A 25,426-nucleotide genomic window follows, 5' to 3' on the forward strand; every position below is an offset into this window, starting at 1 on the left:
ATTTAATGCAACATAAAATTTATAGGTGAATACAAAGTGAAAACATTGAGACCGCAACGTGGTATTGCTGCCCGAACGGAAAATAAAATTAAAAGGCGTCAAAACATATTGGATCAAGCTCGCACTATGATTGCAACAGACGGGTTTCAAGCTTTTACCTTGGTAGAGTTGGCTAACAAGGCGCAAGTAACTGTGCCTACTATTCATAATTTAATAGGCAATAAAGCGGATATTTGTAGGCAACTTGTTGAAGACATGGTTACGCGCACTGAGCACTTACTAGAACAGCAAGAGTTCGGTGATCCGATATCTACAGTAGAAGCCTTTACCAATAATCTTATGGCTTTATATGCCGATGATGAGACCTTTTACAAAGCCGCCTTTTTTATTGGTGAGCAAGAAAAGCTTTTTGAACATGAGTTACCTTCAGGTATCTTTCACAACGCTCTACAACTAGCACTTCAAGTGTGCATTGATGCTAAAGAGAAAGGCTATTTGTTAGGCAATATCGACTCACTATTGTTGGCTGAAAAATTATTCGCTAATCAGCGCTTAGCGCGTCAAGATTGGATGAATGGTTACATTGACCTGTCGGAATATAAGCACCAAGTACTGACAGGCATGTTTATTACTTTTGCGGCAGATGCTTCAAGTGGCTTTCATCAGGAGTTAATACAGAAAATAACTTCTTTAACCGCAACTTCGCAATAACCTCCAATGAAAAATATTCAAAATGAATTGAAAGGTGTTTTTCCTGTTGTACCTACTCCTATGGGGATTGATGAAGAACTTGATTTTTGTGGTTTAACCTCTTGTATTGACCACTACCTTAAAGCGGATGTTAATGGACTTACCATTTTAGGCAGTGGAGGAGAATTGCCGTACCTGTCTGATGAAGAGCAATTAAAAATACTAATTCAAAGCAGTCAGAAAGTAGCGAAAAGAAAACCTATTATTGTTGGTGTTAATACATTTAGCGCCCAACATGCAGCAGCAAAAATTTTGACATATCAGCAATATGCAGATGCAGTGCTATTACTATTTACAGATTACTATATCGTTGATTTTGAAGATTTAATGTTAGCCATTGAAGAAGTTGCTAGTACGTCGCCGTTACCAATTCTCTATTATCATTTCCCTCAAGTTTCTGGATTATTCCTTAAACCACAGCAGTTAGTGGCGATTCTTAAATTAGATAATGTAATTGGAATAAAAGACAGCGCATTGAATCATTGCGCAGCAAAAAAAATCTTAAAAGGTGCCGCTGGCACACATTATTTTACTGGTTTAGGGTTGTTATATCCGCAATTGATAGAGGCAGGGTGTGTGGGGGCAATATGCCCATTGGCTGCTATTTCCCCAACTTTAGCCAAAGAATTATATGAGTCTAGCCTGGCAAAAAAGCGCACTGAAGCAAAAGTAAAACATAAGCAGTTGTCGCAATTATTACCGATTATCAGTAAGCCTAGTGCGGTATCTGAGTTACAAATGCATATGCTGAGCTTAATTGGCAGATTACCGTTTCAGATGTTTAAAAAAGCCTTAAGTCCTCATGCGGCCTCGAAAGAGGCGCTACGACATCTAGGTTTGCCGATTTCTAGCGGTGTTCGCAGTCCACTTCAATCATTGAAAAAAGGTGACAGCGAAAATATTTTGGCGTGCCTTAAACGAGCAGGTTTAAAAACAATAGCAAGATGATTTTAGAAACTTGCAACTAAGAAGTCATGAATTAAGTTAGCGTGGCTCCTTGGTAATCATTTTATTTGGAGAAACACTTGCTTCAGCTAATTGAGAGTACTTTTGGGTAAACGAACTAGATAAATAGTAATCTAATGGTTGCGGTCGGCCATGAAAATAACCTTGCTGTAGACTGAATCCTAAGCTTTGTAATAACTGTGATTGGTGCTGTGTTTCAATTCCTTCAATTAAACTGCGCATATTCAATGAAGTCACCAATGTTTTAATACACTCCAATGTAACAGTATTGTTTTCGGTTTTGTTCAAAAAAGCTCTATCAACTTTTACTACTGATGCGGGAATCTCATGTAAATAAGCCAGTGAAGAGTATCCGGTTCCAAAATCGTCAATACTTAATTTTATTCCATTGCGTGTCATGTAGTTAATGGGGGAGTTTTCTGTATCGATATCGGTTAAAAGCACACTTTCTGTTAACTCAATGATTAAATCCGATGGAGGTAGCTCATATTTTTCTAATAGAGAAAATATATAACTGCAAAGATTGGCTTCTGCCATATGTAAGCCAGAAATATTCACTGCCATAGTAATATGTTGACCAATTACTTGTTTAAACAAAAGTAATTCTTGCAGTGCGCGGTTGAGAACCCAGTTTTCGATGTCATGAATTAGTCCAGTTGTTTCAGCGACGTTAATTATTTCTTCTGGACTGATGTTTCCTAATTCGGGGTTGTACCAACGCAACAGCGCTTCAAAGGAAACGATTTTTTTAGTGTTCATATCGATAATGGGTTGATAATGTAAAGACAATTCATGCTTCTCTATTGCAAGAGACAGCTTTTGAGACAAATCACTAAGTCGTTTGAGTCCTTTTTCCATGTTTGCTTGATATTCAATCCACCTTTTTTTTCCCAACTTTTTAGCCTGATACATGGCCGCATCTGCACACAAGATTAAATGCTCAATATCAGTACTGTCATTTGGAAAACGCGATAAACCTATGCTGGCAGATAGTGAAATGGGATTAAGTTGATGGTCGTAAAAAGGCATGGATATAGATTCAATTAGTTGATCCAAAAGGTTCACTAGATTGTGATGTAATAAGGATTCATAGACCACCAAAACGAACTCATCGCCACCAAATCTGCACAAAACTGAATCAGAGATACTATTGTGGCGTAATCTATTGGCTACTTCAGTTAAAACTGTATCTCCCGTACTATGACCCGAAGCGTCGTTGACCAACTTAAATCCATCTAAGTCTATATACAGTAATGTAAAAGGTGTCCCTGCTTGCACATCTCGCGTGAGTGAATGGGTGAGGCCTCGTCTATTAAGTAAACCTGTTAGCGGGTCTGTCCAGGCTTGTTGCCGCAAGACTTCTTCAGTTGCCTTGCGTTCGTGTATATTGTAGTGGTGAAGCAATATAGTGGGATCACCGCTCGTAAATTTAGAGTTGACTGCAAAAAGACGGTACCAAGTTTTGCCTTTTACGGTATTCATCAACACATCGTTTTCAAAGTGTTCTGCTTGCTCAATATGATTGTATATATCTTCAAGCATCCCTACGTCGCAGATTAACTCTCGTAAATGGGAAACTTGGTGACCAAAATCTCTGATGAAAGGTGGATTACCACTGATAAAGTCACCGGTATAACTAAAGCTAGAAATAATAGTTGTGGCGCTAAAAAGCTCTCCAGAATAATGCATATCAGAGGTTGTTGCTTCCACTAACATCGCCATTCTAGCGTCTGCTAATCTGTAGCCAGAAAACTGACAAAACGCTTGTACTTCTTTGCCCTTAGGACTAAACACCCAATTTTCTTGATGTACTTGATTATCAAAAAATGTTTGTTGGTATTGCAATAGACTGTTTTTTACGGCTTCTGATAGGCCTGTTTTTAAGTCCCTTTGTTTTAGTTCTTTAATTGAGGGGCTGTTCCATAATTTCAACGCAGCTTGATTTGCCCAAACAATGCAGTAGCGATCAATATCATAAATCCAAATAGCAGTTTGTAGTTCGTCTAACTCAATAATCATATAATCTCATATGCAACAACGAATTGAAGGTCTCAGTGTTAATCAGCCTAGTTTGTTTTAAGTTAAATAAAAACAAATTAGTGAATTATCCTTGAAAACATTCTAACCGACCTCATCTTCTATTCATCATTTAGCAACCACAACTTAGGAGATACTTGGCTATGGCTGAAGCAGCCCATCAAGAAACTCATGGATTTCAAACAGAAGTAAAACAATTACTGCAATTGATGATCCATTCACTTTACTCGAACAAAGAAATTTTCTTACGTGAATTAGTGTCCAATGCAGCTGATGCTGCAGATAAATTGCGCTTTAAAGCGTTGTCTAACGACAGCTTATATGAAGGCGACGGCGATTTGCACGTTAAACTCAGCATCGATAAAGACGCTGGCACTATTACCATTGCCGACAACGGTATTGGTATGAACAAGTCTGATGTAATAGAGCACTTAGGTACTATTGCTAAGTCCGGTACTAAAGAGTTTTTCGGAAAATTGTCTGGTGACGAAGCTAAAGATTCACAGCTTATTGGTCAATTTGGTGTAGGCTTTTATTCTGCTTTTATAGTTGCCGATAATGTCACTGTGCGTACACGTGCCGCTGGAGATAACAAGGCAAATGGTGTGCAGTGGGAATCTGCTGGTGAAGGTGAATTTACTATTTCTGATATAGAAAAAGCCGACCGTGGTACAGAAATCACTCTTCACCTAAAAGAAGAAGAGAAAGAATTCTTAGATGATTGGCGTTTACGTTCAATCGTGAGTAAATATTCCGATCACATTAGTATTCCTGTCAAAATGTTTAAGGAAGAAGAGCCTGAGCGTGACGGTCCTAAAGGCCCTGATGGAGAAGAAGGCGAGAAGATTCCAGCTGTACCTGCATTTTGGGAAGCGGTGAATAAAGCGACTGCTCTTTGGACTCGTGATAAGTCTGATGTGAGTGAAGACGAATATAAAGAATTCTACAAACATATTTCTCACGACTTTAGTGATCCAATGACTTGGTCCCACAATAAAGTTGAAGGTAAAACTGAATATACCAGTTTATTATATATTCCGAGTAAAGCGCCTTTTGATATGTGGAACCGTGACCATAAACACGGCCTTAAGCTCTATGTTCAGCGTGTATTTATTATGGATGACGCAGAGCAAATGTTACCCACCTACCTGCGTTTTGTGAAAGGTTTGCTAGATTCAAATGATTTGCCATTGAACGTATCTCGTGAAATTTTACAAGATAACAAAGTGACTCAGGCAATGCGTCAAGGCTGCACTAAACGTGTACTACAGATGCTTGAAAAAATTGCTAAAAATGATCCTGAAAAGTATCAAGCATTTTGGGCTGAGTTTGGTAACGCACTAAAAGAAGGTCCGGCTGAAGATCACGCCAACAAAGAAAAGATTGCTGGTTTGATGCGTTTTGCGTCAACCCATGAAGATTCAGAAGCGCAAACGGTTTCTCTTGCTGATTACGTTAGTCGCATGCAAGAAAAACAACAAAAAATCTACTACATAACTGCAGATAGTTATCAGGCTGCTAAGTCTAGTCCGCATTTAGAAATCTTCCGCAAGAAAGGTATCGAAGTGTTGTTAATGGCTGACCGAGTAGATGAGTGGCTAATGTCTCATTTAACTGAGTTTGACGAAAAATCTTTCCAATCTATCACGCACGGTGCATTGGACTTAGGTGATTTAGATGACGAGGAAAGCAAAAAGGCGCTGGAAGAAGCAGAAAAGCAAGTTGAAGGTTTAGCCGAACGTGTAAAAACTGTCCTAGGAGACAAAGTGAAAGATGTCAAATTCACTAGTCGCTTAACGGACTCTCCAGCTTGTATTGTTGCTGATGAACAAGGCATGACGACACAAATGATTAAGCTGATGCAAGCTGCAGGTCAGCCTGTACCTGAAGCCCAGTATCACTTTGAATTGAACCCTGAACATCAACTCGTTAAGTTATTAGCTGACGTACAAGATGAAGAGCAATTTGCACAGTGGACGGGGGTGTTGTTTGACCAAGCTGCGTTATCTGAACAAGGCAGTTTAAAAGACCCTGCTAGCTTTGTGCAGAATTTAAACAAGCTACTAGCGAACTTGGCAAAATAGGCAGCAAACAACAATAGTTAGTTAACTAAAAACGGGCTTTGAGGCCCGTTTTTGTTTTAACTTGATAAAAGTCAGGGTATTAAGACCTTTGTCGCATATGCAGAGCTTAATATTCTTGTAAGATTTAGGTTGAATGTGTAAAGTTGCGGCTTTACTTTTTTAACGCTAATAATTATTCAGAGGACACAGCATGCGCATTATTCTTCTAGGTGCTCCTGGTGCAGGTAAGGGTACACAAGCCCAATTTTTAATGGGTAAATTCGGTATCCCACAAATATCCACTGGGGATATGTTACGTGCAGCAATCAAAGCAGGTACCGAGCTTGGTATAGCAGCTAAACGCGTTATGGATGAAGGTAAGCTAGTTTCAGATGAATTAATTATTGGTTTGGTGAAAGAGCGTATTAGCCAAGCTGATTGTGCAAAAGGTTTTCTACTTGACGGCTTCCCTCGTACTATACCCCAAGCTGATGCTATGAAAGACGCAGGGATTAAAATTGATCATGTAATTGAGTTTGATGTGGGAGATGAGGTGATTGTTGAACGAATGAGTGGTCGCAGAGTTCACCCAGGCTCAGGACGAGTTTATCACCTACGTTATAATCCTCCTAAGGTGGAAGGAAAGGATGATGAAACAGGCGAAGAGCTAGTCATTCGTCCGGACGACCAAGAAGAAACTGTACGTAAACGTCTTGGTATTTATCATGAGCAAACTAAGCCTCTTGTAAGCTATTACACGCAGCTAGCCGCTACTGGCGAATGTGCTTATCATAAAATTGATGGCACCTTAGCTGTTGCAGTCGTTTCGAGTCAGTTAGAAACATTATTGAGTTAATACTGATAGATTTTTATTTGATGAAGCCCGCTTTAAGTGGGCTTTTTTGTGGATTATATTATTTCTAAAGAGAGGGTTTATGCACACACCAATTACCGCGTTTTATGCAGGGCTTCTGGGTATTTTATTTTTTTATTTTTCGGTCTTGGTTATTCGAGGAAGATTTTCTAAAAAAATAGCACTCGGAGACGGAGGAGATCACCATTTCCAGCAAGTCATTAGGGCCCACGGCAATTTTAGTGAATACACTCCCATTGTTCTTATTTTACTTTTTGTGGCTGAAGTAAATCTAAGCAACCCGATACTTTTACATCTTTCAGGCACGGCCTTGTTAGCGGGGCGATTTATTCATGCGTTTGGATTGCGCCGTCATTCAGGCTCTAGTTGGCAGAGAGTCTCAGGGATGTTGTTAACTTTTGCTTCGCTGCTGGGCTTGAGCGTGTTAAATATTCTAGTGTTGTATAAATGATACTACTAACTGCTGACAAGTCTCTATTCATCAAGCGTTGGAGCACGCCTATGGTGGTAAACAAAAGGGTATTGATTTCAAAAAAGGCGCTCTATATTTAAATATAGAGCGCCTTTGTCACTACACACAAAACAGGGAAGGGAGATTAAGCCTATTCGTTGTTTTCAATAAGCTTGCTGCCAATCTCTATTTTTCTAGGTTTTTTCGATTCTGGCACTACACGTTCTAAGTCTACATGTAATAGGCCATTTTCTAAGTCAGCTGCCAATACTTTAACGTGATCTCCTAGTTGGAATTTACGTTCAAAGCTTCGCTCTGAGATGCCTTTATGTAGGAACTTGCGTTCTTCATTGCCAGAAGCGTCTTTCGTGTCTTTTGCTGCTTTAGTGCCAATTACCTGTAAGGTATTTTCTTGCACTTCTATGCTAACTTCATCTTTAGCAAATCCAGCAATAGCCATAGTGATACGGTATTTATCCTCGGCCAACAATTCAATATTGTATGGAGGGTAAGTAGATTGTTTTTCGTTTCTTGATGCTGTGTCCATCATTGATGCCAAGTGGTCAAAACCAATGAAAGAACGGTAAAGTGGAGATAGATCGATGTTACGCATTAGGTATATCCTCGTAAATTAAGCAATATAAAATTAATTTGCCCCGACTATTCGGCGGCGTTTTTGGTATGGATTTCCTATCACTAAACCCAGTATGGGCTTTGCTGTCTAATGTTAGCCAGCAGTTCAGAAACAAATCCTGTGTTTCTGTGTCAACCCTTTCGGCGTCGACAAGATATATATGTAGTTACTAAAGTATTTTTCAATATTAATATCTAAAATAAAAAGTAATTTAGTTTTAACTATCTGAATTTTAAGAGAAATAAATTCTAATTTTTTAACGATTCTATTACTGCGGCCTGTGCATGAATCAAAGTAGTATCGTAGAGAGTAGTTTGTGTATGACTGGCTTTTATCAGTAAGCCTATTTCAGTACAGCCTAAAATAATTCCCTGAGCGCCCCGTTGCGACAAGTTATTGATGATTTCTAAATACTGTTTGCGAGATTGATCTTTTATTACCCCCAAACACAACTCTTGGTAAATCACCTTATGCACAATCTCTTGCTCGTCTTCTGTGGGAACTAACACCTCGATAGAAAAATTATTGCTTAATCTGTCTTTGTAAAAATCCTGTTGCATGGTGAACTTAGTACCTAGCAAGCCTATTCTTGTCATGTTATTTGAGTTAAGTTGTGAACCAGTGGCATCGGCAATATGCAACAGGGGAATCGTTACAGCACTTGCAACCTGTGACGCCACTTTATGCATAGTGTTGGTACAAATTAGAAAGAAATCAGCTCCTGCAACCTCAAGGGATTTCGCTGCATCACATAGTATTTCTGCAGTTTTTTGCCAATTACCTTGGTGTTGTAAAGCTTCGATTTCTGCAAAATCAACACTGACTAAAACAACTTTGGCTGAATGTAAGCCACCTAAATGTTGTTTAATGCCTTGATTAATTAACTGATAATAGTTGGCAGTAGACTCCCAACTCATGCCACCAATCAAGCCGATAGTTTTCATGTTATTAGACTAATCCAATGTGAAAAATTAACTGTAATATTGCTTTAATGGAAATGTGTCATAATTTTTAGACAAAAAAATGCCCGCAATTAAACGGGCATAAAGAACACTAAAAATTAATACTTGCAGGGCATTATATAGGATCAAAAACGCTTTGGGAATGGCCAAGTTTTAAGCATTGTGTCAAAACCCCTAATTAATTAGGGATATGCGGGTATTAAAATGGTCGCTTTGACACCAGTTTGCTCGTGGCGGTTGTTTATCACTAAGTCACCACCATGATTGACCAGTATTTGTCTAGATAATGACAGCCCTATACCTGTTCCCTGTTTTTTGGTGGTATAAAAGGGGACAAATAAGTTGTCCATATTGTTAATTCCCGTACCCTGATCGAGTAGGTTAATTTCAATAAATTGGCCATCCTTTCGCCAATTCACTTCTATTTTTGCTGTTGGATTATCGTACATCGACTCCCATGCATTCTTTATTAGATTTACCAATACCTGTTGTAGTTGACCTTTGTCTGCATACACTTGTAATTCATTTGAAGCCAGTTCGATATTGGCATCTGCGAATAACACTGCAATTGATTGAAGCAATGGTTCGAGGGTGAATAAAGACTTAGTAGGTAAGGGCAGTTTTGCCAATTTTTGGTAACGCTGAATAAACATATTTAGGGATTGCGCGCGCTCTGTTATCACACTTAACCCCTCTTTTAGATCCTTATCTAATTCCGAACCTGAATATTGTTTCTCTACCATTTTTTCTAAGGTTTCCCCTATGGAAGCAATAGGGGCAATGGAGTTATTAATTTCGTGGCTAAGTACTCTTAATAATTTTTGCCAAGCTTGTCTTTCTTCTTCCCGCAATAAATTTTGAATATCGGTTATAAAAATAAGTGTGTGTTGAATACCGTTCTCATAATATTGATCAGTGCGAATAAGCACCCTTTTTTTATGCTGCTTGATCTCAAATTCGGCTATTTTGTTGTAATCCTTAGTTAATACATTTTGTAAACCTAAGATTTTGATTGGCCAGCCCTGCTTTTCTTCAAAGCGACATTTGAATAACTTTTCAGCGGCTGGATTCATAAGGCTGATAGCCTGATTATTGTCGACTGCCACAATAGCTACATCTATTTGATCTGTCACTTTGGCCAGTAATATTTGCTTTTCACGGGTGACTAAACTTTGTTCGGCAAGCGTTTTTGATAGGGTGTTTAATAATTGATTAAAGTCACTTAGGGCTCCATTTAATCCCTTATTGTTAGCACGTAAGGTGTAATCGTTGGCGGTCATAGCTTCAACCAAATTTGTAGAAGTGCGAAGCTGAAACACTACTTGATGCCGAATATGGAAAGCACAGAATAACACACAAACAAATAACACTATAGCTAACAAAATTTTAGGATAGACCGACATATCTACGAAAAACATCAATATACAGCAGCAAAGAGTAGGTAATAGTCCGGTGAATAGCGCAAGGCGTACCAATCTATCCTCAAATGCAATTCTGGCCGCTTTAGTATGTTTTAGCATTGTCCCTTAGGTACCCTAATGTTTTGGACTAGTTACCATATGTAAGAGCACTTTATCACAAATTTAGGTTGTGTTTTTCTAGTCGTCGATAGTAGGCACTGCGACTCAAACCAAGAGAAGAAGCAGTAGCTTGCCCGTTATAGTCAAATGCTTTAAGTCGCTGTTCAATGATGGATTTTTCAATTTGATCTAATGATCCATGATTGATATCGATACCGTTTTGTTTTTTGGTTGTTACATACTGTTCGGTTTCATTATTTAAACCTAAATCTGTAGCGGTGACCAACTGGCCTTGACGTAAGAAAATCGCGCGTTCAATCATGTGATTCAATTCACGAATGTTTCCCGGCCATGTATAGGTTTGCAAAGCCTGCTTGGCTTGAGCCGCAAACTCACCTTTGGGTAAACGGTATTTCTCTGCATGTTGCGATAGAAAATATTCTGCCAAAGGCAAGATATCGTCTTTACGCTCTCGCAGCGGTGGAATGGTTATTTCTATGGTATTAAGTCGATATAACAGATCTTGGCGAAATTGCCCTTGTTCAATCAACTCTGCCAGATTGGAGTTAGTGGCTGAGACTATCCGTACGTCGACTTTTTGAGTTTTTGAGCTACCCACTTTTTCAAATTGATGGGCTTCTAGAACATGTAGTAATTTAGCTTGTTGCGAAGGCGCTATGTTAGCTATTTCATCCAAAAATAAACTACCACCCTCGGCCAGTTCAAATCGACCAATTCGGTTGTCTTTGGCATCGGTAAACGCGCCTTTGATATGTCCAAACATTTCACTTTCAAATAGGTTTTCGCTAATGGCGCCCATATTAACGGCAATAAAAGGGCAGCTACTGCGTGTTGAACATTGATGAAGATATTCTGCGAACATACTTTTTCCGGTGCCATTTTCACCGGTAAGTAAGATATTCATCTCACTTTGCGCTAGTTTTTCTAACTGAGTTAATAGTTGCTGCATTACGTGAGACTGAGCGATGATACCCGCAGATTTAGCAGAAATTTGATCCCTTAAAATTGCGTTTTCCTGCGCCAGTTTTACACCTTGATGCTGCATATCGCCAATTCTAATTTGAGCTTGGATAATATTAAGCAACCTATCGTTACCCCAAGGTTTTTTAATAAAATCAACGGCTCCTAATTTCATGGCTTCAACTGCTACTTCGATACTGCTGTAGCCGGTCATCACCACAACGGGTAATTGTTCGTCGAGTTGTTTGATTGCGGTAATAAGGTGCAATCCTTCATCTCCTGACGTGGTATCAGTATGGTAATTAAGGTCAATCAAAGCTAACGAATAGTGATGTTTTTGAATCGTCTCTAAACAAGCTTTAGGCGAGGTTACCACTGTGACTTGGTAATTTTCCCCCTTAAGCAGTAGCTTAAGAGCCGTAAGGATACGGCTGTCATCATCGGCTATTAAAATTGAGTGTTTCATTTCAAAATCTTAGTGAGGGCTTACAACTTAAAAAGCTGTAAGCCTATGTTTTAATACGTTTAGGTTAAACAAAATTAATCATGATGCAAGGCTTCACTCGGCTCCATTCGTACTACTTTTTGGGTCGGTATAAAAGTAGCCAATAACACCATAAAGATTATTAATAGTGGTACGCCTAACATACCCATCACGTAACTCAGGTCATTAATGATCATGGTTTCACTCATAAAATTGACTAGCCAAATAGATAAAGCAATTCCTATGCTTAAACCTATGGCTAGTTGTTGACTGGCTTGAAGTATAAACAAACGCATTATTCCTTTATCGGACGAGCCCAGCGCTCGTCTTACACCAATTTCTTGAGTGCGCTGACTAATACTATTTGAAGCTACAGCATAAATACCACTGGCCGCTAAAAACGCTGCGACAATGCCACATAGCAAAAATATCTTACTGACCGCAACGACTAACATCATGGGTTGTTTAATTAAGCTATCGTAACTTTGCACATGGTAAAGCCCTACATCTGAATTCACTTTGTCCACAGCTTGTTGCAGTGTTTTTTCAGCTTCAACTTGTGACCCTGTATAATGCATGGCCAAGTTAACTCTAAATAACCCCCAATTGTCCATTATGTGATAGGAATTGTAAGAGGTACTAGAGGAGCGCATAGTTGAACCGTGGAAGGTGTCGGATACTACACCCACTATAGTGTTCCATTCTCCTCTGTACCCTGGATTAGCTCGGCGCACTCGCTGCCCAATAGCATCACCATCTGGAAAAAACTCCCTTGCGATAGACTCGTTGATAATGATACTCAGCACATCCTCGCCAACGTCGCGGTGATCGAAGTCTCTACCTTGCACTATCCGCATTCCTAAGGCTCGCCAAGAGTCTTTTGCAACCCCTTCGTTATTGCTATAGGGGTTTTCGTTGTAAACTGCGGCTTCGCGACCTTCAATTTCGTAGTGGCTGGTTCCTTCGCCGCGTCCGGGTAATTCAGTCATCATGGCTACGGCTTGTACGTTAGGCTGGCTTTCTAACTCGTCTTTTAATTCGTAATAGAATGCCGCTCGTTTTAAGCGGTCTGCGTGTTCAAACTCAGTGTTGCGGCGAACGCTAAAACTAATAGGAGGTAATTGTAATTGCGCAGTTAGGCGGTTCTCGGTTTCAACCCCGTAATCGGCCACCCCAGCAGAGTAACTAGTGGTCAGTAAAATACATGCCATGACTAACACCACGCAGGACAACAGTATTTCTGAAATGACTAATATTTTGCTAGCTCGAGCGGCTTTTTTACCTATGGCTCCACGAGTCCCATCTCGTAAGACTGCATTAAAGTCACCGGATAATGCTCGCCATGCCGGTATATATCCGGTAATAAAAATCATCGCAACAATCGCGCCCAACAACAGTAATAATCCATTGCCATCAATTTCAACATTCCACCAAAATGGCTTTAAATTGTCTACAGCGTATGTATCCGCAAACACTTGATTAGTGATTTCTAAGCCCCAAGCTGCAAATAACAATGCAAGTATCCCTCCGAGGCTACAAATAAATATACTTTCCCATAACATTTGTAACACCAAACGTTTTCTAGGAACGCCTAAAGCCACGCGAATCGCAATTTCTTTAAATCGTTGGTTCACTCTTGCCAATAACAAATTACCCACGTTGATACAGGCTAAAAGAAGAATCAGAAATACCACTACAAACATCGCCATAAACATCGAAAAATATTGGGTTATCGCCGCTTTTTTGAAGGGTTCTACACTGAGGTATTTACCTTCTGGGTTAATGCGCCAACGCATGTCGTCTGGAAGCGTTGTGGATAATTCACTGCTGTAGGCGTTCATTGCTGCTTGTAGTTGTTGAGGAGTGACACCGTCAGCGAGTCGTGCAAACCCTTGTACTCCATTATAAGTGCGTTCTGTTGCTGCCACGCTGTCTTGAGGTAGGGGCTGCCAAATCTCGGCAATGGATGGGAACGCAAACCCTTTAGGCATAACACCTATGACGCGATTAGGTTCAGCGTCTAAAGGCACCATAGTGCCGACTATAGATTCATCACCTTGAAAGTAGTGCTTAAATACGTCGTAACTGAGTACTACAGTTGGCTCTGCTCCTTCAAAATGATCTTCAGCTGAAAAGCCGCGACCTAGTATGGGTTGAACACCAGCGAATTCAAAAATATTCCAACTGACATAGGTAGAGTTAAATTTACGGATTGCAGTTGTGGCATCCGAACCGCCTACAAAGGTGGTTCCTTCTTGATAAACACCTAAGTCTTCAAGCAAATTGAGCTCGTTTTTTAGTTTGTATAAGTCGAAAGGGTCAGCCGGTCTCCTCGATAAATGCGTATAATCATACTGTGATTCGACGGCGAAAATGGGTTTGTCGTTATTTAAGGTAAGGGGGGTAAACACTAAACTATTCAGTAACGAATAGGTGTATAGAGTTAACCCTAATCCTATGGCTACTATCAATACCGTCAAACCAGTGAAAGCTGGTTTTTTAGCTAATAATCTGGCGGCGTATTTTATGTCAAGAGAGACTGACATGGTAATTTCTCCTTAAAGCAGAACTAAAACTATGGTTAATTACGCAACCACGGCTTGAGGTTTTTCGGTAATCTGATCTGATACAATTTTTCCATCGAATACTTCAATCGTACGGCCAGCGCGAGAGGCTGAGCGGGGATCATGAGTCACCATACAAATAGTTGCGCCTTGATCGTGCAGACGGTCCAGCAAATTCATCACCATCTGTGCATTTTTCGAATCTAAATTACCTGTAGGTTCATCAGCCAATATAATCGAAGGGTTCCCTGCAATGGCTCGTGCAACCGCGACTCGTTGTTGTTGTCCCCCAGAAAGTTGCGAAGGAAAGTGATTGGCTCGGTGTTGCATATCCACTTTTTCGAGGGCGTCCTTTACCATTTCAGCTCGTTGAACTTTAGTAATATCGGTACGATAAGTGAGAGGTAATTCAACGTTTTCAGCCACGCTTAAATCGCTAATCAAATTAAATGCTTGAAAAACAAAGCCAATTTCCTTATTTCGAATTTTGGCGCGTTCGTCTCGATTCAAATCAGATGCTTCATGACCGGCTAATTGATAGGTGCCTGCAGTAGACGTATCAAGCAAGCCCAATAAAGACAACAAAGTTGATTTTCCGCAACCGGATGGACCGGTGATGGAAATGTATTCACCTTTATTAATAGTTAGATTAATTTTGTTCAACGCATGGGTTTCAACATCATCAGTAAAAAATACTTTCTTAATGTTGTTTAAGGTTACCAGTGATTTAGTTGTTTTTGTTGCTGTGGTCATGAGTTTTCGCTCCGCAGTTAGCAGTGTATTTTTAGTTAATTTTAATTTGTTGGTGTTCTTCAAAGCTTGATACATCAGACACAATGATGTTTTGGCCTACTTTTAGACCTGATTTGATTTCTATATATTTAGTGGATGTTTGCCCAAATACGACCTCATGTCTGCTCGCTGTCTCTCCTTGGGCATCGAGTAAATAAACCTGTGCTTCTCCAAAACTTTTGGCAAACATAGGCCGTTGAACAAAGAGTGCGTTATTAATCCTAGCAATGTTTATTTCGCCTTCAACGGTTAGGTCAGGCCTAGCTTCTTTAGGAATGTCACGACTTAATTCAACATCTACTTGAACAGAGCCGTTGATTACCGCAGGATCAATACGTTGGATTTTTCCTTGTATTTTACTGCTGCGGGTATCTACCGTGACTTCTTGGCCAATGACAACTTCGCTAATGAGCTTTTCTGGGATCCGCAATTCCGCGATGAATTCTCCGCTTCGCGCTAAACGAGCGAGGTTAGTGCCTGAACTGACTTGTTGCCCCAATTCCATAGGCATTTCTTGTACAATGCTGTCCATGGTTGCTGTGACTTTTAATCCGTTTACTTGCTCTTGTGCTCGCTGCAAAATCTTGCGCATGCGGTTAACGCGTGCTTGGGCAGCTAATCGCTGCGCTGCTAGGTTTTCTCGGCGTTTTGCCAAACGCTTAATTTCTAATTCCCAGCGTTGTTTAAATTGTGCTACATCGATCTTTATTTCTTCATAATCAATATGGGATACCGCTACAACCCCTTGAGACAGTAAGGTTTCTTGAGCGTTTAAGGTTAATAATGCCCGCTCATGATTGAGCTTTTCAGTGATTACTGCCGCTTCTTGGTCGAGCAGTTCAGACTCCAATGACACTTCCAATGCGGTCGTTTCTGCCTCCATTTCATCCAGCTCCCATTTGGTTTCTTCTAGACGTTGAACTAGCTGCGGATTGCTGAGCTCCATCAATAGATCACCTTCTTTTACGTGCGCCCCTGCTTTGATCAAAATACGTTCGACTCTACCTTCGACGTTTGTGGCGACCCAGCGAATGTCTTTAGGTACCAAGACCCCCATACCACGCACCGAAACAAACAGCTCACCTTGTTGAACTTTGTCAGTTAATAATGCATTGCTGTTAACGGCATAGGTTGATGCGTCACGATTAAAGACAAGTTTTACTACAAAAAACAAGATGATGACTAATGCCACTATTCCCACAATCTTTACTGTGATTTTCTTTTTGGGCTTTTCGCGAACGATGTCCATTTATTAATTTACCTTGTGTCACTTAGGTCTTACTTATGTACTGAGTAAGCAACGCTTGTGCCAAAACTAAATATCTTTATTTTTCAATGGTTTAGTGTTTATTTGTAAGAGGTAGAAGGTAATTTTTCTCGATAACGGGACTGGGTGATATATATAGATGTTTCGATAATGGGACGGAATAGTCGAGATGATCTGTATGACTTTTAAATACGGCAGTGAAAGCTAATCTAGCCCCGACAAATTAAAATCAGCATGAAAACGCGCACTTCTTAGAGGTTTATATTATTGAATGTTTCATTTTTTGAGAAATGAGAGAGAGCGGCTATCTTATCTCCACATATTTTATTTACAAATTTAAAAGTGACTTCAAGGCAATAGAGAATATCTAACTGTTTACTGCAATGTAATTGGTATAAATCATGTTAGCTCTTTAGTCAGTGGTATTAAAAAATCCGGTAATCAAGATTACCGGATTATAGTTGAATATTACGTACGGCTTAAATGTCCTTATTTTCGCTATTTTTGTTGTTTAGGTTCTTTACTCAATGAATGATAGATTAAAAACTATATTGTGCCCCAACCGAAAAGGTACGTGTTTTATTTGGACGAGCACCGTATGGTTGTCTACTTACAATATCTTGTTCATCGGTTAGGTTTTCGATACGCGCGAATAGTTTTAAATCGTTAGATATTTGGTAGTTACCACTCACATCCACAGTAAAACTGCCATCAGTGCGTTCGAAATCAGCACAAGAGGCTCTCACACATACTTTATCAACATATACTCCATTGATATAAGCTGACCAACTATTCGCCTCTAAACCAATAGATAGTTGACCTTGGTTTTCTGGAATGTAAGGGATTGAATCACCGGCACTAACATCGCCGAAAAACGCCGTGTCGGCAATGTCAGTATCAAATTCACTATCGATGTAGGTATAAGTCATATTGAAAGGCACTGTTATTCCATTGAATTCAGTGAGTTCAGTTTTTAAAACCAATTCAATACCTTGGACTGTGGCCGCGTCACCATTAAAGGCATCACCAATTTCACAATCACTGCCAGATGAAGCGGTGCATTCACCTAACAAATTGTCGTAATCACTTAGAAAATAAATGGCTTCGGCATTAAGTGTGTTATTTGCAAAGCGAAAGCCAATTTCGTAATTAATCGCTTCTTCTTCTCTCACATCTGGTGAGTTGCTTGGAGCTGTGAAACCTTTATGTGCACCTGCAACTAAGGTGAAACTCTCATCAATCTTATATAAGGCACCTAAGCCCGGTAATACAACTTGTGTGTTGTTTTCTCGATCGTCACGAAAAGTACGTGTTTCACCATCGTTGAAACGTGTACGCTGTTGTTCGATGTCTTCGAAACGAATTCCTGGTGTTAACACCCAATTGTTAAATTCGATACGATCATAAATATGTACAGCTAGTGCTTGGGCTTCTTGGATACGATTCCCCGCATTACCTAATTCTCCCAAGTCATTGAGATGTAATTGGCCATTAATTTGCTGATACGTACTGTTGCGTTGTAAACGGTCTTCTTCATCTTCATGTAACCTAACACCCAGTTCTAATTGGTGTTTAACTTCACCTACAGTTTTATCCCAAAATAGGCCAAACTGAATGCCGCGAGAGAAGTATTCACGAGCATTAGAACGTATTTGAATGCTACCTTGGGCCGTATCAATTTCGCCATCTAAAATACCTTGCAGTTGATTAACGCTTACGCCATTTAAGCTTTCATTGTTATTGATTGCTGATATGACATTGGACCAACTACTACTAGAAAAGTCTTGGGCATTTTCACTACCGTCCAAATCAATGCCTTCGGTTTTAAACCAGTTACGTTCATGTTGGTTGTTATAGACAGTTGCGGTGATGTTCATATTTTTGTTGATTTCATAACCATAACGCAGAATTACTTGGCTATGTTCGGTGCTAATATTATCTAACTCAGACAAGCCATAACGTCTCGTACTGTTTTGTCGAAAGTCTTTGTCTGTTAACCCTAAATAGCTCTGCTCTGAGTCTTGGTCAGTAACTTGTAGTTTTAACGCAACGCTGTGGGCCGAACCGCTAGGTGCATAAGTTACCTTTGCCGTTAAGTCGGTAACGTCCAAACCTGTATTACTGTTACTGCGGTCAATATCTTGAAAACCATCCGATTGCCATTGGTGGGCCTCAATTAAATAACCCAAACCATTGTCGCGTGTATCGCCAACGTTTGCGTGTAAACGATAGGTTGCGTCTTGGGCCGCTTCTAACGTGACCTGCCCACCTTGGGTTTCGGGAATAGGCGTAGACACCATATTTAGTGCGCCACCAATTGTGTAAGGCCCCTGGGTAATAGCGGCTGGTCCTTTCACTACCTCAACTGCACTCATGCGGCCCATAGTAGGAAAGTAGTAAGCTGATGGAGCAGAGTAGGGCGCAGGAGCAATCAATATATTGTCTTCAAGTAAGGTGATTCTGCCACTACGCTCAGTTGCCACTCCTCGGATGCTAATATTGGGGCGTAATCCATAGCCGTCTTCTACTTGAACGGATACGCCAGGGATCTGGCGAACAACTCTTTGAATATCGCTGTAAACAAACTTAGCTAACTCTTCTTCAGCAATATATTGAGCAGCACCAGTCGCAGCTTGTGCATTGCTGGTGTTGCCATAAATAGTGACTGTTTCGTCAGCTGTCTTAGGAGAATCGGCAAGCGCACCATTTACCATACTTACAAAGGTAATGGAGGAGGCTAGGATACTTTTTTTCATTAATTAACTACCTTTACATCCACTAAGGATAAATCGTATACGGAACTGCATATAGGGATTAAAGGGTAAGGAAATATAAATTCAAATGCAAATCATTCTCAATAATGCGTGAGTTTTTTGAAAGGGGGGCAAAGACATCAAAACTCCTAAGACACTATGTTCGGAGGCCTAAAAGAAGAGGATTCAAGTAAATTAGCAGAGCCGTGACCTCTCAAGTCTTATAACAACACAAAATCACTAAACAAATTTTTCTAACATTGAATACAGTATAGATTGCTCAACTGGTTTAGATAAATACTCATTCATACCGCTGGCAAAACACTTATCACGCTCTCCAGACATGGCATTGGCAGTTAACGCAATAATGGGAATGGATGCCACGGGTGAGGATAACTGTCTAATAAGCTTAGATGCTTGGTAACCATCCATATTGGGCATTTGGCAGTCCATTAAAATTAACGAAAAAGAGCGATTGAGTTTAGTTTCATGCTCAAGTATGGCCAAAGCCTCGACTCCATCATTGACAACTTCATGTGGAATATTTCGTTGCTTTAGCATTTCGCATATCACCACCTGATTAATCTCATTGTCTTCAACCACTAATACTCTAAGCTGGCTAAGATCGATGTTTTCAGATAAGGCTTTAGATACATCTGAAACTTGGCTTTCAGCATTGCGAACTTCAATATTAATTTTTGCTGTAAAGAGACTGCCTTGGTTTAAGTTACTTTCAACACTCACATCTCCACCCATTAACTGGCAAATTTTCCGGGTGATAGACAGTCCGAGTCCTGTACCACCATATTTGCGGGTGGTGGATTTGTCGGCTTGATTAAAGGGGGAAAATAGCAGAGCTTGCTGCTCTTCTGTGATCCCCACTCCGGTATCTCGCACTGTTAGGGTTAACGTGGCTTGATTGTTATCATGTAAGGTTAACTGAGGGGTCACTATTACCTGGCCTCGCGGTGTAAACTTAATGGCATTAGACAGTAAATTTGAGCAAATTTGCCGTAGCCTAGTGGGGTCGGTGATGGCTATGATATTTTGAATTGAATCAAACTCTTTAATGACTTCTAATGATTTTTCATTTACTAAAGGGGTAAAAATATCGACACAATTATTTAATAGTTGATTGAGGTTTACTGGTAAACTTTCTAGGGTCAATTGACCAGAATCCACTTTAGTAAAGTCTAAAATATCACTGACAATACCTAACAACGATTTTGCACTATCTGTAGCCAATTCTAAAAAGTGCTGTTGTTCAGAGGTTAACTCCGAGCCTTCTAATATTTGCAGCATACCTAGTACACCGTTAATAGGGGTACGAATTTCGTGACTCATATTGGCCAAAAATAAACTGCGGGATTCTAATGCCAATGAGAGTTCTTTGTGTCTCGTTTCTAATTGAACTCGCGAGTTAACCTGTTCGGTAATATCTTGAAAAGCACCGATTAGCCTTACACATTGTCCGTCTTCAAATTCGGCTCTTCCCTTAGACGCTACCCACTTGGCTTTGCCTTTTTGGGTAACAATCTCAAACTCGCCAGAAAAATGACCACCCTGTTCTATTATCCTATTTACGAACAAAGTAATTCGCTCTCGACTCTCTCCCTCTTTATAGAAATTTATGCCACTTTCTAGAGTTGGTTCGAAATCGTCGTCTACTTCGTGGATTTTTTTGGTTTCTTTAGACCAATAGATTTTTTCATTAATGAGATCAACTTCCCAAGCCCCCACACCCGCCAATTGGCCCATTTGTTCCAATATATCTTGTTGGCGCGCCATGCGTTTTTGTTGCTGTTGCAGTAATGTGAGCTTTTCATTCCGAGCCATTTCATTACCGACCCAGTGTGACAGTAACTCTACAAATTCATGCTCTGCGTCACTAAATGGCTGTTGCCGGGCAGCGCTAGCCGAAAAGTTAATCGTGCCAAAACGTTTACCTTCAACTAAAAGTGGAGCGCCAATATAACTCTCTAAACCAAAGTTTATATAACATGGGTGCTGGGCAATACGACTCTTACCTGCATGATGAAACGAAAGCGCTTGATCGGTGGCTAAGGTATGTAAGCAATATGTTTCGCCAACAGGAAAAATGGTGCCCGTCAGTAGAGAGTCGTCAGGAGAGAGGCCGTAGCGCACTATGTACTCGTCATCTTTTATTTCGCTTATGATAGCTAATTCAAGCTGAAAAAAATCTAACCCAAACTTTAATAACGCACCCATCTTTTGCTCATGAGACAAATTACTATCTGAGGTAATTTGGTACAAGCCGTTAAGGTTTGGCATAGGTGTTACTCCTTAAGCAAGTAATAGGATACCCACTTTAATACTGTACTTTTTTGATTTGCAGAGATTTCTGTCTGCAAACTATATAGTGTTAATCGGTGGCTGCAAAATCAAATTCACTATTCATCTATATCGATTCAAGCGGCAATATGCCGCACATATCTAAATACACTCATAAAAAAACCGACATTAGAGTCGGTTTTTTGTTTCAAATCAAAATATTTTGAGGTATTAGTTTTGGGTCGCTTGTTGCTGAGTAGCTTGCTGCAAATAATGGTTAAAATTAGTTTGATTCGCTTGTTTTAACGATAAGCACAATTTGGCGCTGTAATTGGCAATATCATAACTGCGAGCCATGCCCTCAAAATTGGCTTTTTTGTCCTTGTAGAATTTTTCAGCAAGTTGGATGTTGCTCGCATTACAAGAGGTTGAGAAATACTCTGGCATTCTGGCAATATGGAAAGCGGGCATTTTTTTAGATAAAGCATCAAAGTTCTTATCTAACCAAGCGTAGAATAGTGTTTTATCATCCAAACTACTCATCGCGACATATACGTTAGTAATAGCATTGGCCGGGCTAACATGATCAGATAGAGCAAAATCTAGGGCTTTTTCTACCTGCTGCTCTTCAGTGAAAATCATCGCTCGACTGACCGTTCCTCTAATATTCGCATCAGTATTGGCAATATAGAAATCTCGTAGAATGGTAAACCAATCTTGTTGACTAAATCGCGCCATGTTACGTAAGGCTCTAGTGGCGATACTTCTAGGAACACTAGTCGGGTCTTTCAGATATTGGTTGGCAAGTTCTGAACTGATTTTTTCCACCTGTGGGGTATTAGCATAACGACTTAAAATACCGTATACAGCGCCTCGTAAACGGGTGGTGTCTGTCGAATCGTTAGGTTGATCTTCGACACCTAAACGTTCAAACCACGGCATCAGCTTTTTGGCCGCAAATTGACCGAACATGGCTTCATTGTCTTTATCTACTAAATATAAGAAGTCATTCAAAGTACTAACAACCGCGCTGCCAATCATTGGATCTTTGTCATCAACTAAGGTATCCATCACTGCCATTAAATCAGCTAATTCTATTTTGCCCGCTGAAAACAGTGCTTGAGTATTGTATAAAAGTGATTTTTTCTCACGAACGTTTAAAACTGATACGTCTTCTAACAAGGCTGTAAGTTGTTCTGGTGATACTTTCCAGCGCATATACCCCATGGCGTTTTCGTTAGGGAAAATCCAATCTGCTTCAGAGAGCTCACTGACTGTCGTTTGGGCTGAGTTAAGGAACAAATTAGTACGCGATATTTTACCGTTTTTCTTATAACTGATGGCAAGAGGCACAATCCAAGTTTGTTCTTGTACTTCTGCACCTTTTAGATGATAACGAGATTGGCTAACCTCACCATTTGCTGCAAATTCGACCAACGGATAACTTGGTTGTTCGAGGTAGGTTTTCATCATTGCGGGTACATCGAAATCAGCAACAGTAGATAGCACTTCCCATAAATCATCTGCTTGGGCATTCTTAAATGCGTTGTTTTTCATGTACTTTTGAATGCCTTTCTGAAAGGGCTTTTCACCCACTAAAGACTCGATAAGTTGCAAAATAGACTCGCCTTTACTGTAATTTAAGCCAAGGCCATCCATTACATCTGTTTGACTTTTTACAATCTTTTTAACCGGTTTAACAGTAGGGCTAGCATCGGCACCAAATGCGCCTTCTTGTACCAATTGCCCTTTGAAGTTTTGCTCTGGGTATAACTCCATCATGACTTTGCTGGCCATCCATGAGGCAAAGGCTTCGTTTAACCATAGGTCATCCCACCATGCCATGGTTACTAAGTTTCCGTACCACATATGGGCCAATTCGTGGGCAATCACATTCAATGTGCTACTTTGTTCGGCTAAGCGAGGTTCGTCTTCTAGTAATAACAAACTGCTGCGGTAAGTCACTAAACCAACATTTTCCATGGCCCCAAAAGTAAAGTTAGGTACGGCTACAAAGTCTAATTTTTCATAGGGGTACGCCGAGCCAAAGTAGTTTTCTAAACTCTGTAAAATCCCAGCGGTATGTTTGGCTGCAAACTTAGTTCGCTGCGCCTGACCTTTAGGTGTGTATATTTTTCCCGGAACGCTTAAATTGGGGATATCGTAAGAGTCTAACTCTCCCACTGCTAGTGCAATTAAATAAGTGGGCATAGGTTTAGTTTTGTTAAATTCTACTGTCTGCCAGCCGTCTTTGACTGTGCGTTTTTTAACTAATGTATTCGACAACACTGTGTGTTTTTCAGGAGACTTTATTGTCATCTGATAAGGTATTTTAAAGCCAGGCTCGTCAAAACTTGGAAATGCCCGTCTAGCGTACATATCTTCAAATTGTGTAAAGATATAGTTCAGACCTTCAAACTTCGACAAATACATACCATCTGAAGAGGTATTAAATTTACCGTTAAATATTATATGCAATTTATAACGATTAGCCGCTATATTTCGGCTTGCTTTGCCGTGCTGAATCTCGTAGTCATGAGAGGTCACAGTTAGTGGTATTTTGGTGTCTCCATTGCTTAAGTACGCTTCTTGAATATTGAGATCTTTTTGGTAAAAACCAATGGTATCTGTTGCCTTGGTCACATCGATCGTAATAGTGGTTTCACCACTAAATGTTGGACTGTCTGGGTCAATTTTTAGCGTAATTTGTTGAAAACTAGGTTTGATAAATGTCGATAGGCGAAATGCGCTTTCTTTGGCATAGCTGCTGACTGAAACAGTCAAACTTAGCAATAACCATACACACAAATTTTTAATAACCATGATTTTTTCCTGAAGTGTTTTTATAGTGAGTCACTGATTTGAGAGCTGGCACCCTAATCAAATTGTTGAAAAAAGCAATCTAGAAAAGGTTAACAAATGTGTACGTAGAATGATGAAAAAGGCTGGAGACGAATGAAATCAAGGTATGAGTTTTGTTTTTTGATTTACGTTTTTTGGGATATCAGGCTAATTCATTGATCGCTGATTTAAGGCGACATATTCTGAAGGCTTGGTTCAGAAACCTTACTTATTTTTAAAGGAGTTAACTATGTCGCCATGTAAACTAATATTTTTGAGTTCTATTTTAGTCATTTTGACTAGCTTAGTGCAGGCCAAAGAAGTGCAGCACAAAGCGCAATTAGGACAGTTTAATATTGAGAAAGATCTGTTATTAGCTCAATTTGATAGTAAGACAGATGTTGATGATATTCATTCAATTGCAGCAACAGCCACAATGCTTGCAGATAAAAGGTTTCAAAAGGTCAATTACATTGCTGTAGCTGGCGCTTACGGCGACCAAGACGGTTTATATGTACCTGCACCTAAACTGTTTGAATTATCTTTCAAGCAGCGCTGGGTCAACGCACATACTCAATACGAACAAGCACTTAAGGTTGTAAGTGGTGAAGTGGCTGCAACCTTGAAAAATTCAGGAAACATTTGGATCGCCGAAGCGGGGCAATCCAATTTTACAGCAGATGTTATTCGCACCATTAAACAACATCACCCAAGCGTGGATACAAAAACACGAATACATGTAGTTCAACACAGTGATTGGAATGAGGATTCTGCCAACCCAGTTGATTTAGCTTACACACAAGCAAACTCGGCTTATCATAAAATTCCTGACGGCAATGCGAAGAATAATGGCACTCCCGGGTTTAAGTCTGATCACATGCCCGATTGGCGCAAATATGTTTCTGACCCCCAACTCGTTAACATATGGGAGTTAGCGCTTAATATCGCCGATAAATATAACGGGGTTGAAGGGCGTTACAACAATCCAGCTGTTGCCAAAGGAGGAATAGACTTTTCTGACGTATCTGAAATTTGCTGGATATTTGGTTTTGCAATGCTTGAGGATGACAATGCGTTTTTTAAAGAATTTGCACAAGAATGAGATTGGAGAGCGACGCAGGAGATAGGAGATAGGAGATAGGAGATAGTAAATAGAAGATAGTCAGTAGATGGATGCGAAGAAAAGAAAGCCTAG

Annotated in this window: 17 protein-coding genes; 6 read left to right on the plus strand and 11 right to left on the minus strand. The window is 40.0% G+C overall.

Translation table 11 applies throughout. The features are described 5' to 3' along the window. Window positions 1–36: 36 nt before the first annotated feature. Both KO534_RS10675 and KO534_RS10680 read left to right on the plus strand, forming a co-directional pair. Window positions 37–711, plus strand: coding sequence for a TetR/AcrR family transcriptional regulator (locus tag KO534_RS10675; protein WP_215929641.1), 675 nt, complete (start codon window positions 37–39; stop codon window positions 709–711). Window positions 712–717: 6 nt separating this feature from the next. Next, window positions 718–1,698, plus strand: a complete 981-nt coding sequence (locus KO534_RS10680) for a dihydrodipicolinate synthase family protein (protein WP_215929642.1) — start codon at window positions 718–720, stop codon at window positions 1,696–1,698. Between the two features lie 36 nt (window positions 1,699–1,734). On the opposite strand, the gene KO534_RS10685 is transcribed toward KO534_RS10680, so the two are convergent. Next, on the minus strand, window positions 1,735–3,735 hold the full coding sequence (locus KO534_RS10685) for a putative bifunctional diguanylate cyclase/phosphodiesterase (RefSeq protein ID WP_215929643.1): 2,001 nt from the start codon (window positions 3,733–3,735) through the stop codon (window positions 1,735–1,737). Between the two features lie 161 nt (window positions 3,736–3,896). On the opposite strand from KO534_RS10685, the gene htpG reads away from it, so the two are divergent. The 3 genes from htpG to KO534_RS10700 all read left to right on the plus strand — a co-directional run bounded on the left by htpG (window position 3,897) and on the right by KO534_RS10700 (window position 7,141). After that, window positions 3,897–5,837 carry a molecular chaperone HtpG gene (gene htpG / locus KO534_RS10690; protein WP_215929644.1) on the plus strand — a complete coding sequence of 647 codons (1,941 nt, stop codon included), beginning with the start codon at window positions 3,897–3,899 and terminating at the stop codon, window positions 5,835–5,837. Between the two features lie 190 nt (window positions 5,838–6,027). After that, window positions 6,028–6,672: an adenylate kinase gene (gene adk, locus KO534_RS10695; RefSeq protein ID WP_215929645.1), complete on the plus strand. Its 645-nt coding sequence runs from the start codon at window positions 6,028–6,030 to the stop codon at window positions 6,670–6,672. A 79-nt stretch (window positions 6,673–6,751) separates the two neighbouring features. Then, window positions 6,752–7,141, plus strand: a complete 390-nt coding sequence (locus KO534_RS10700; RefSeq protein ID WP_215929646.1) for an MAPEG family protein — start codon at window positions 6,752–6,754, stop codon at window positions 7,139–7,141. Between the two features lie 151 nt (window positions 7,142–7,292). Here KO534_RS10700 and KO534_RS10705 read toward each other — a convergent pair whose 3' ends face one another. The 10 genes from KO534_RS10705 to KO534_RS10750 form a co-directional block, all read right to left on the minus strand. After that, window positions 7,293–7,754, minus strand: a complete 462-nt coding sequence (locus KO534_RS10705) for an Hsp20 family protein (protein WP_215929647.1) — start codon at window positions 7,752–7,754, stop codon at window positions 7,293–7,295. Window positions 7,755–8,023: 269 nt separating this feature from the next. Continuing rightward, the gene (locus KO534_RS10710; protein ID WP_215929648.1) at window positions 8,024–8,719 is read right to left on the minus strand and encodes an aspartate/glutamate racemase family protein; all 696 of its coding nucleotides are present in this window, start codon (window positions 8,717–8,719) and stop codon (window positions 8,024–8,026) included. 200 nt (window positions 8,720–8,919) lie between these two features. Further along, on the minus strand, window positions 8,920–10,257 hold the full coding sequence (locus tag KO534_RS10715; protein WP_215929649.1) for a sensor histidine kinase: 1,338 nt from the start codon (window positions 10,255–10,257) through the stop codon (window positions 8,920–8,922). Between the two features lie 55 nt (window positions 10,258–10,312). Then, on the minus strand, window positions 10,313–11,704 hold the full coding sequence (locus KO534_RS10720) for a sigma-54-dependent transcriptional regulator (RefSeq protein ID WP_215929650.1): 1,392 nt from the start codon (window positions 11,702–11,704) through the stop codon (window positions 10,313–10,315). 74 nt (window positions 11,705–11,778) lie between these two features. After that, complete coding sequence (locus tag KO534_RS10725) at window positions 11,779–14,268, minus strand: FtsX-like permease family protein (RefSeq protein ID WP_215929651.1); 2,490 nt, start codon at window positions 14,266–14,268, stop codon at window positions 11,779–11,781. Between the two features lie 39 nt (window positions 14,269–14,307). Beyond that, window positions 14,308–15,039, minus strand: coding sequence for an ABC transporter ATP-binding protein (locus tag KO534_RS10730; protein WP_215929652.1), 732 nt, complete (start codon window positions 15,037–15,039; stop codon window positions 14,308–14,310). 31 nt (window positions 15,040–15,070) lie between these two features. Beyond that, window positions 15,071–16,327 carry an efflux RND transporter periplasmic adaptor subunit gene (locus tag KO534_RS10735; protein WP_215929653.1) on the minus strand — a complete coding sequence of 419 codons (1,257 nt, stop codon included), beginning with the start codon at window positions 16,325–16,327 and terminating at the stop codon, window positions 15,071–15,073. Window positions 16,328–16,884: 557 nt separating this feature from the next. Then, window positions 16,885–19,101, minus strand: coding sequence for a TonB-dependent receptor family protein (locus KO534_RS10740; protein ID WP_215929654.1), 2,217 nt, complete (start codon window positions 19,099–19,101; stop codon window positions 16,885–16,887). Window positions 19,102–19,338: 237 nt separating this feature from the next. Then, window positions 19,339–21,390 carry a GAF domain-containing hybrid sensor histidine kinase/response regulator gene (locus tag KO534_RS10745; protein WP_215929655.1) on the minus strand — a complete coding sequence of 684 codons (2,052 nt, stop codon included), beginning with the start codon at window positions 21,388–21,390 and terminating at the stop codon, window positions 19,339–19,341. A gap of 231 nt (window positions 21,391–21,621) precedes the next feature. Beyond that, a complete protein-coding gene (locus KO534_RS10750) occupies window positions 21,622–24,213 on the minus strand; it encodes a M1 family metallopeptidase (RefSeq protein ID WP_215929656.1) in 2,592 nt (863 codons plus the stop codon). A gap of 268 nt (window positions 24,214–24,481) precedes the next feature. On the opposite strand from KO534_RS10750, the gene KO534_RS10755 reads away from it, so the two are divergent. Beyond that, window positions 24,482–25,333 carry a hypothetical protein gene (locus tag KO534_RS10755; RefSeq protein WP_215929657.1) on the plus strand — a complete coding sequence of 284 codons (852 nt, stop codon included), beginning with the start codon at window positions 24,482–24,484 and terminating at the stop codon, window positions 25,331–25,333. Window positions 25,334–25,426 lie beyond the last annotated feature (93 nt).

Source organism: Paraglaciecola arctica (genome assembly GCF_018861065.1).
Classification (GTDB): Bacteria; Pseudomonadota; Gammaproteobacteria; order Enterobacterales; family Alteromonadaceae; genus Paraglaciecola; species Paraglaciecola arctica_B.

What these genes read in the sequence shown, in the direction of transcription:
- KO534_RS10750 (WP_215929656.1), bottom strand. Translation starts at nt 24,213, where the DNA reads ATGGTTATTAAAAATTTGTGTGTATGGTTATTGCTAAGTTTGACTGTT.
- adk (WP_215929645.1), top strand. Translation starts at nt 6,028, where the DNA reads ATGCGCATTATTCTTCTAGGTGCTCCTGGTGCAGGTAAGGGTACACAA.
- KO534_RS10680 (WP_215929642.1), top strand. Translation starts at nt 718, where the DNA reads ATGAAAAATATTCAAAATGAATTGAAAGGTGTTTTTCCTGTTGTACCT.
- KO534_RS10725 (WP_215929651.1), bottom strand. Translation starts at nt 14,268, where the DNA reads ATGTCAGTCTCTCTTGACATAAAATACGCCGCCAGATTATTAGCTAAA.
- KO534_RS10710 (WP_215929648.1), bottom strand. Translation starts at nt 8,719, where the DNA reads ATGAAAACTATCGGCTTGATTGGTGGCATGAGTTGGGAGTCTACTGCC.
- KO534_RS10705 (WP_215929647.1), bottom strand. Translation starts at nt 7,754, where the DNA reads ATGCGTAACATCGATCTATCTCCACTTTACCGTTCTTTCATTGGTTTT.
- KO534_RS10730 (WP_215929652.1), bottom strand. Translation starts at nt 15,039, where the DNA reads ATGACCACAGCAACAAAAACAACTAAATCACTGGTAACCTTAAACAAC.
- KO534_RS10715 (WP_215929649.1), bottom strand. Translation starts at nt 10,257, where the DNA reads ATGCTAAAACATACTAAAGCGGCCAGAATTGCATTTGAGGATAGATTG.
- htpG (WP_215929644.1), top strand. Translation starts at nt 3,897, where the DNA reads ATGGCTGAAGCAGCCCATCAAGAAACTCATGGATTTCAAACAGAAGTA.
- KO534_RS10735 (WP_215929653.1), bottom strand. Translation starts at nt 16,327, where the DNA reads ATGGACATCGTTCGCGAAAAGCCCAAAAAGAAAATCACAGTAAAGATT.
- KO534_RS10700 (WP_215929646.1), top strand. Translation starts at nt 6,752, where the DNA reads ATGCACACACCAATTACCGCGTTTTATGCAGGGCTTCTGGGTATTTTA.
- KO534_RS10740 (WP_215929654.1), bottom strand. Translation starts at nt 19,101, where the DNA reads ATGAAAAAAAGTATCCTAGCCTCCTCCATTACCTTTGTAAGTATGGTA.
- KO534_RS10720 (WP_215929650.1), bottom strand. Translation starts at nt 11,704, where the DNA reads ATGAAACACTCAATTTTAATAGCCGATGATGACAGCCGTATCCTTACG.
- KO534_RS10685 (WP_215929643.1), bottom strand. Translation starts at nt 3,735, where the DNA reads ATGATTATTGAGTTAGACGAACTACAAACTGCTATTTGGATTTATGAT.
- KO534_RS10745 (WP_215929655.1), bottom strand. Translation starts at nt 21,390, where the DNA reads ATGCCAAACCTTAACGGCTTGTACCAAATTACCTCAGATAGTAATTTG.
- KO534_RS10755 (WP_215929657.1), top strand. Translation starts at nt 24,482, where the DNA reads ATGTCGCCATGTAAACTAATATTTTTGAGTTCTATTTTAGTCATTTTG.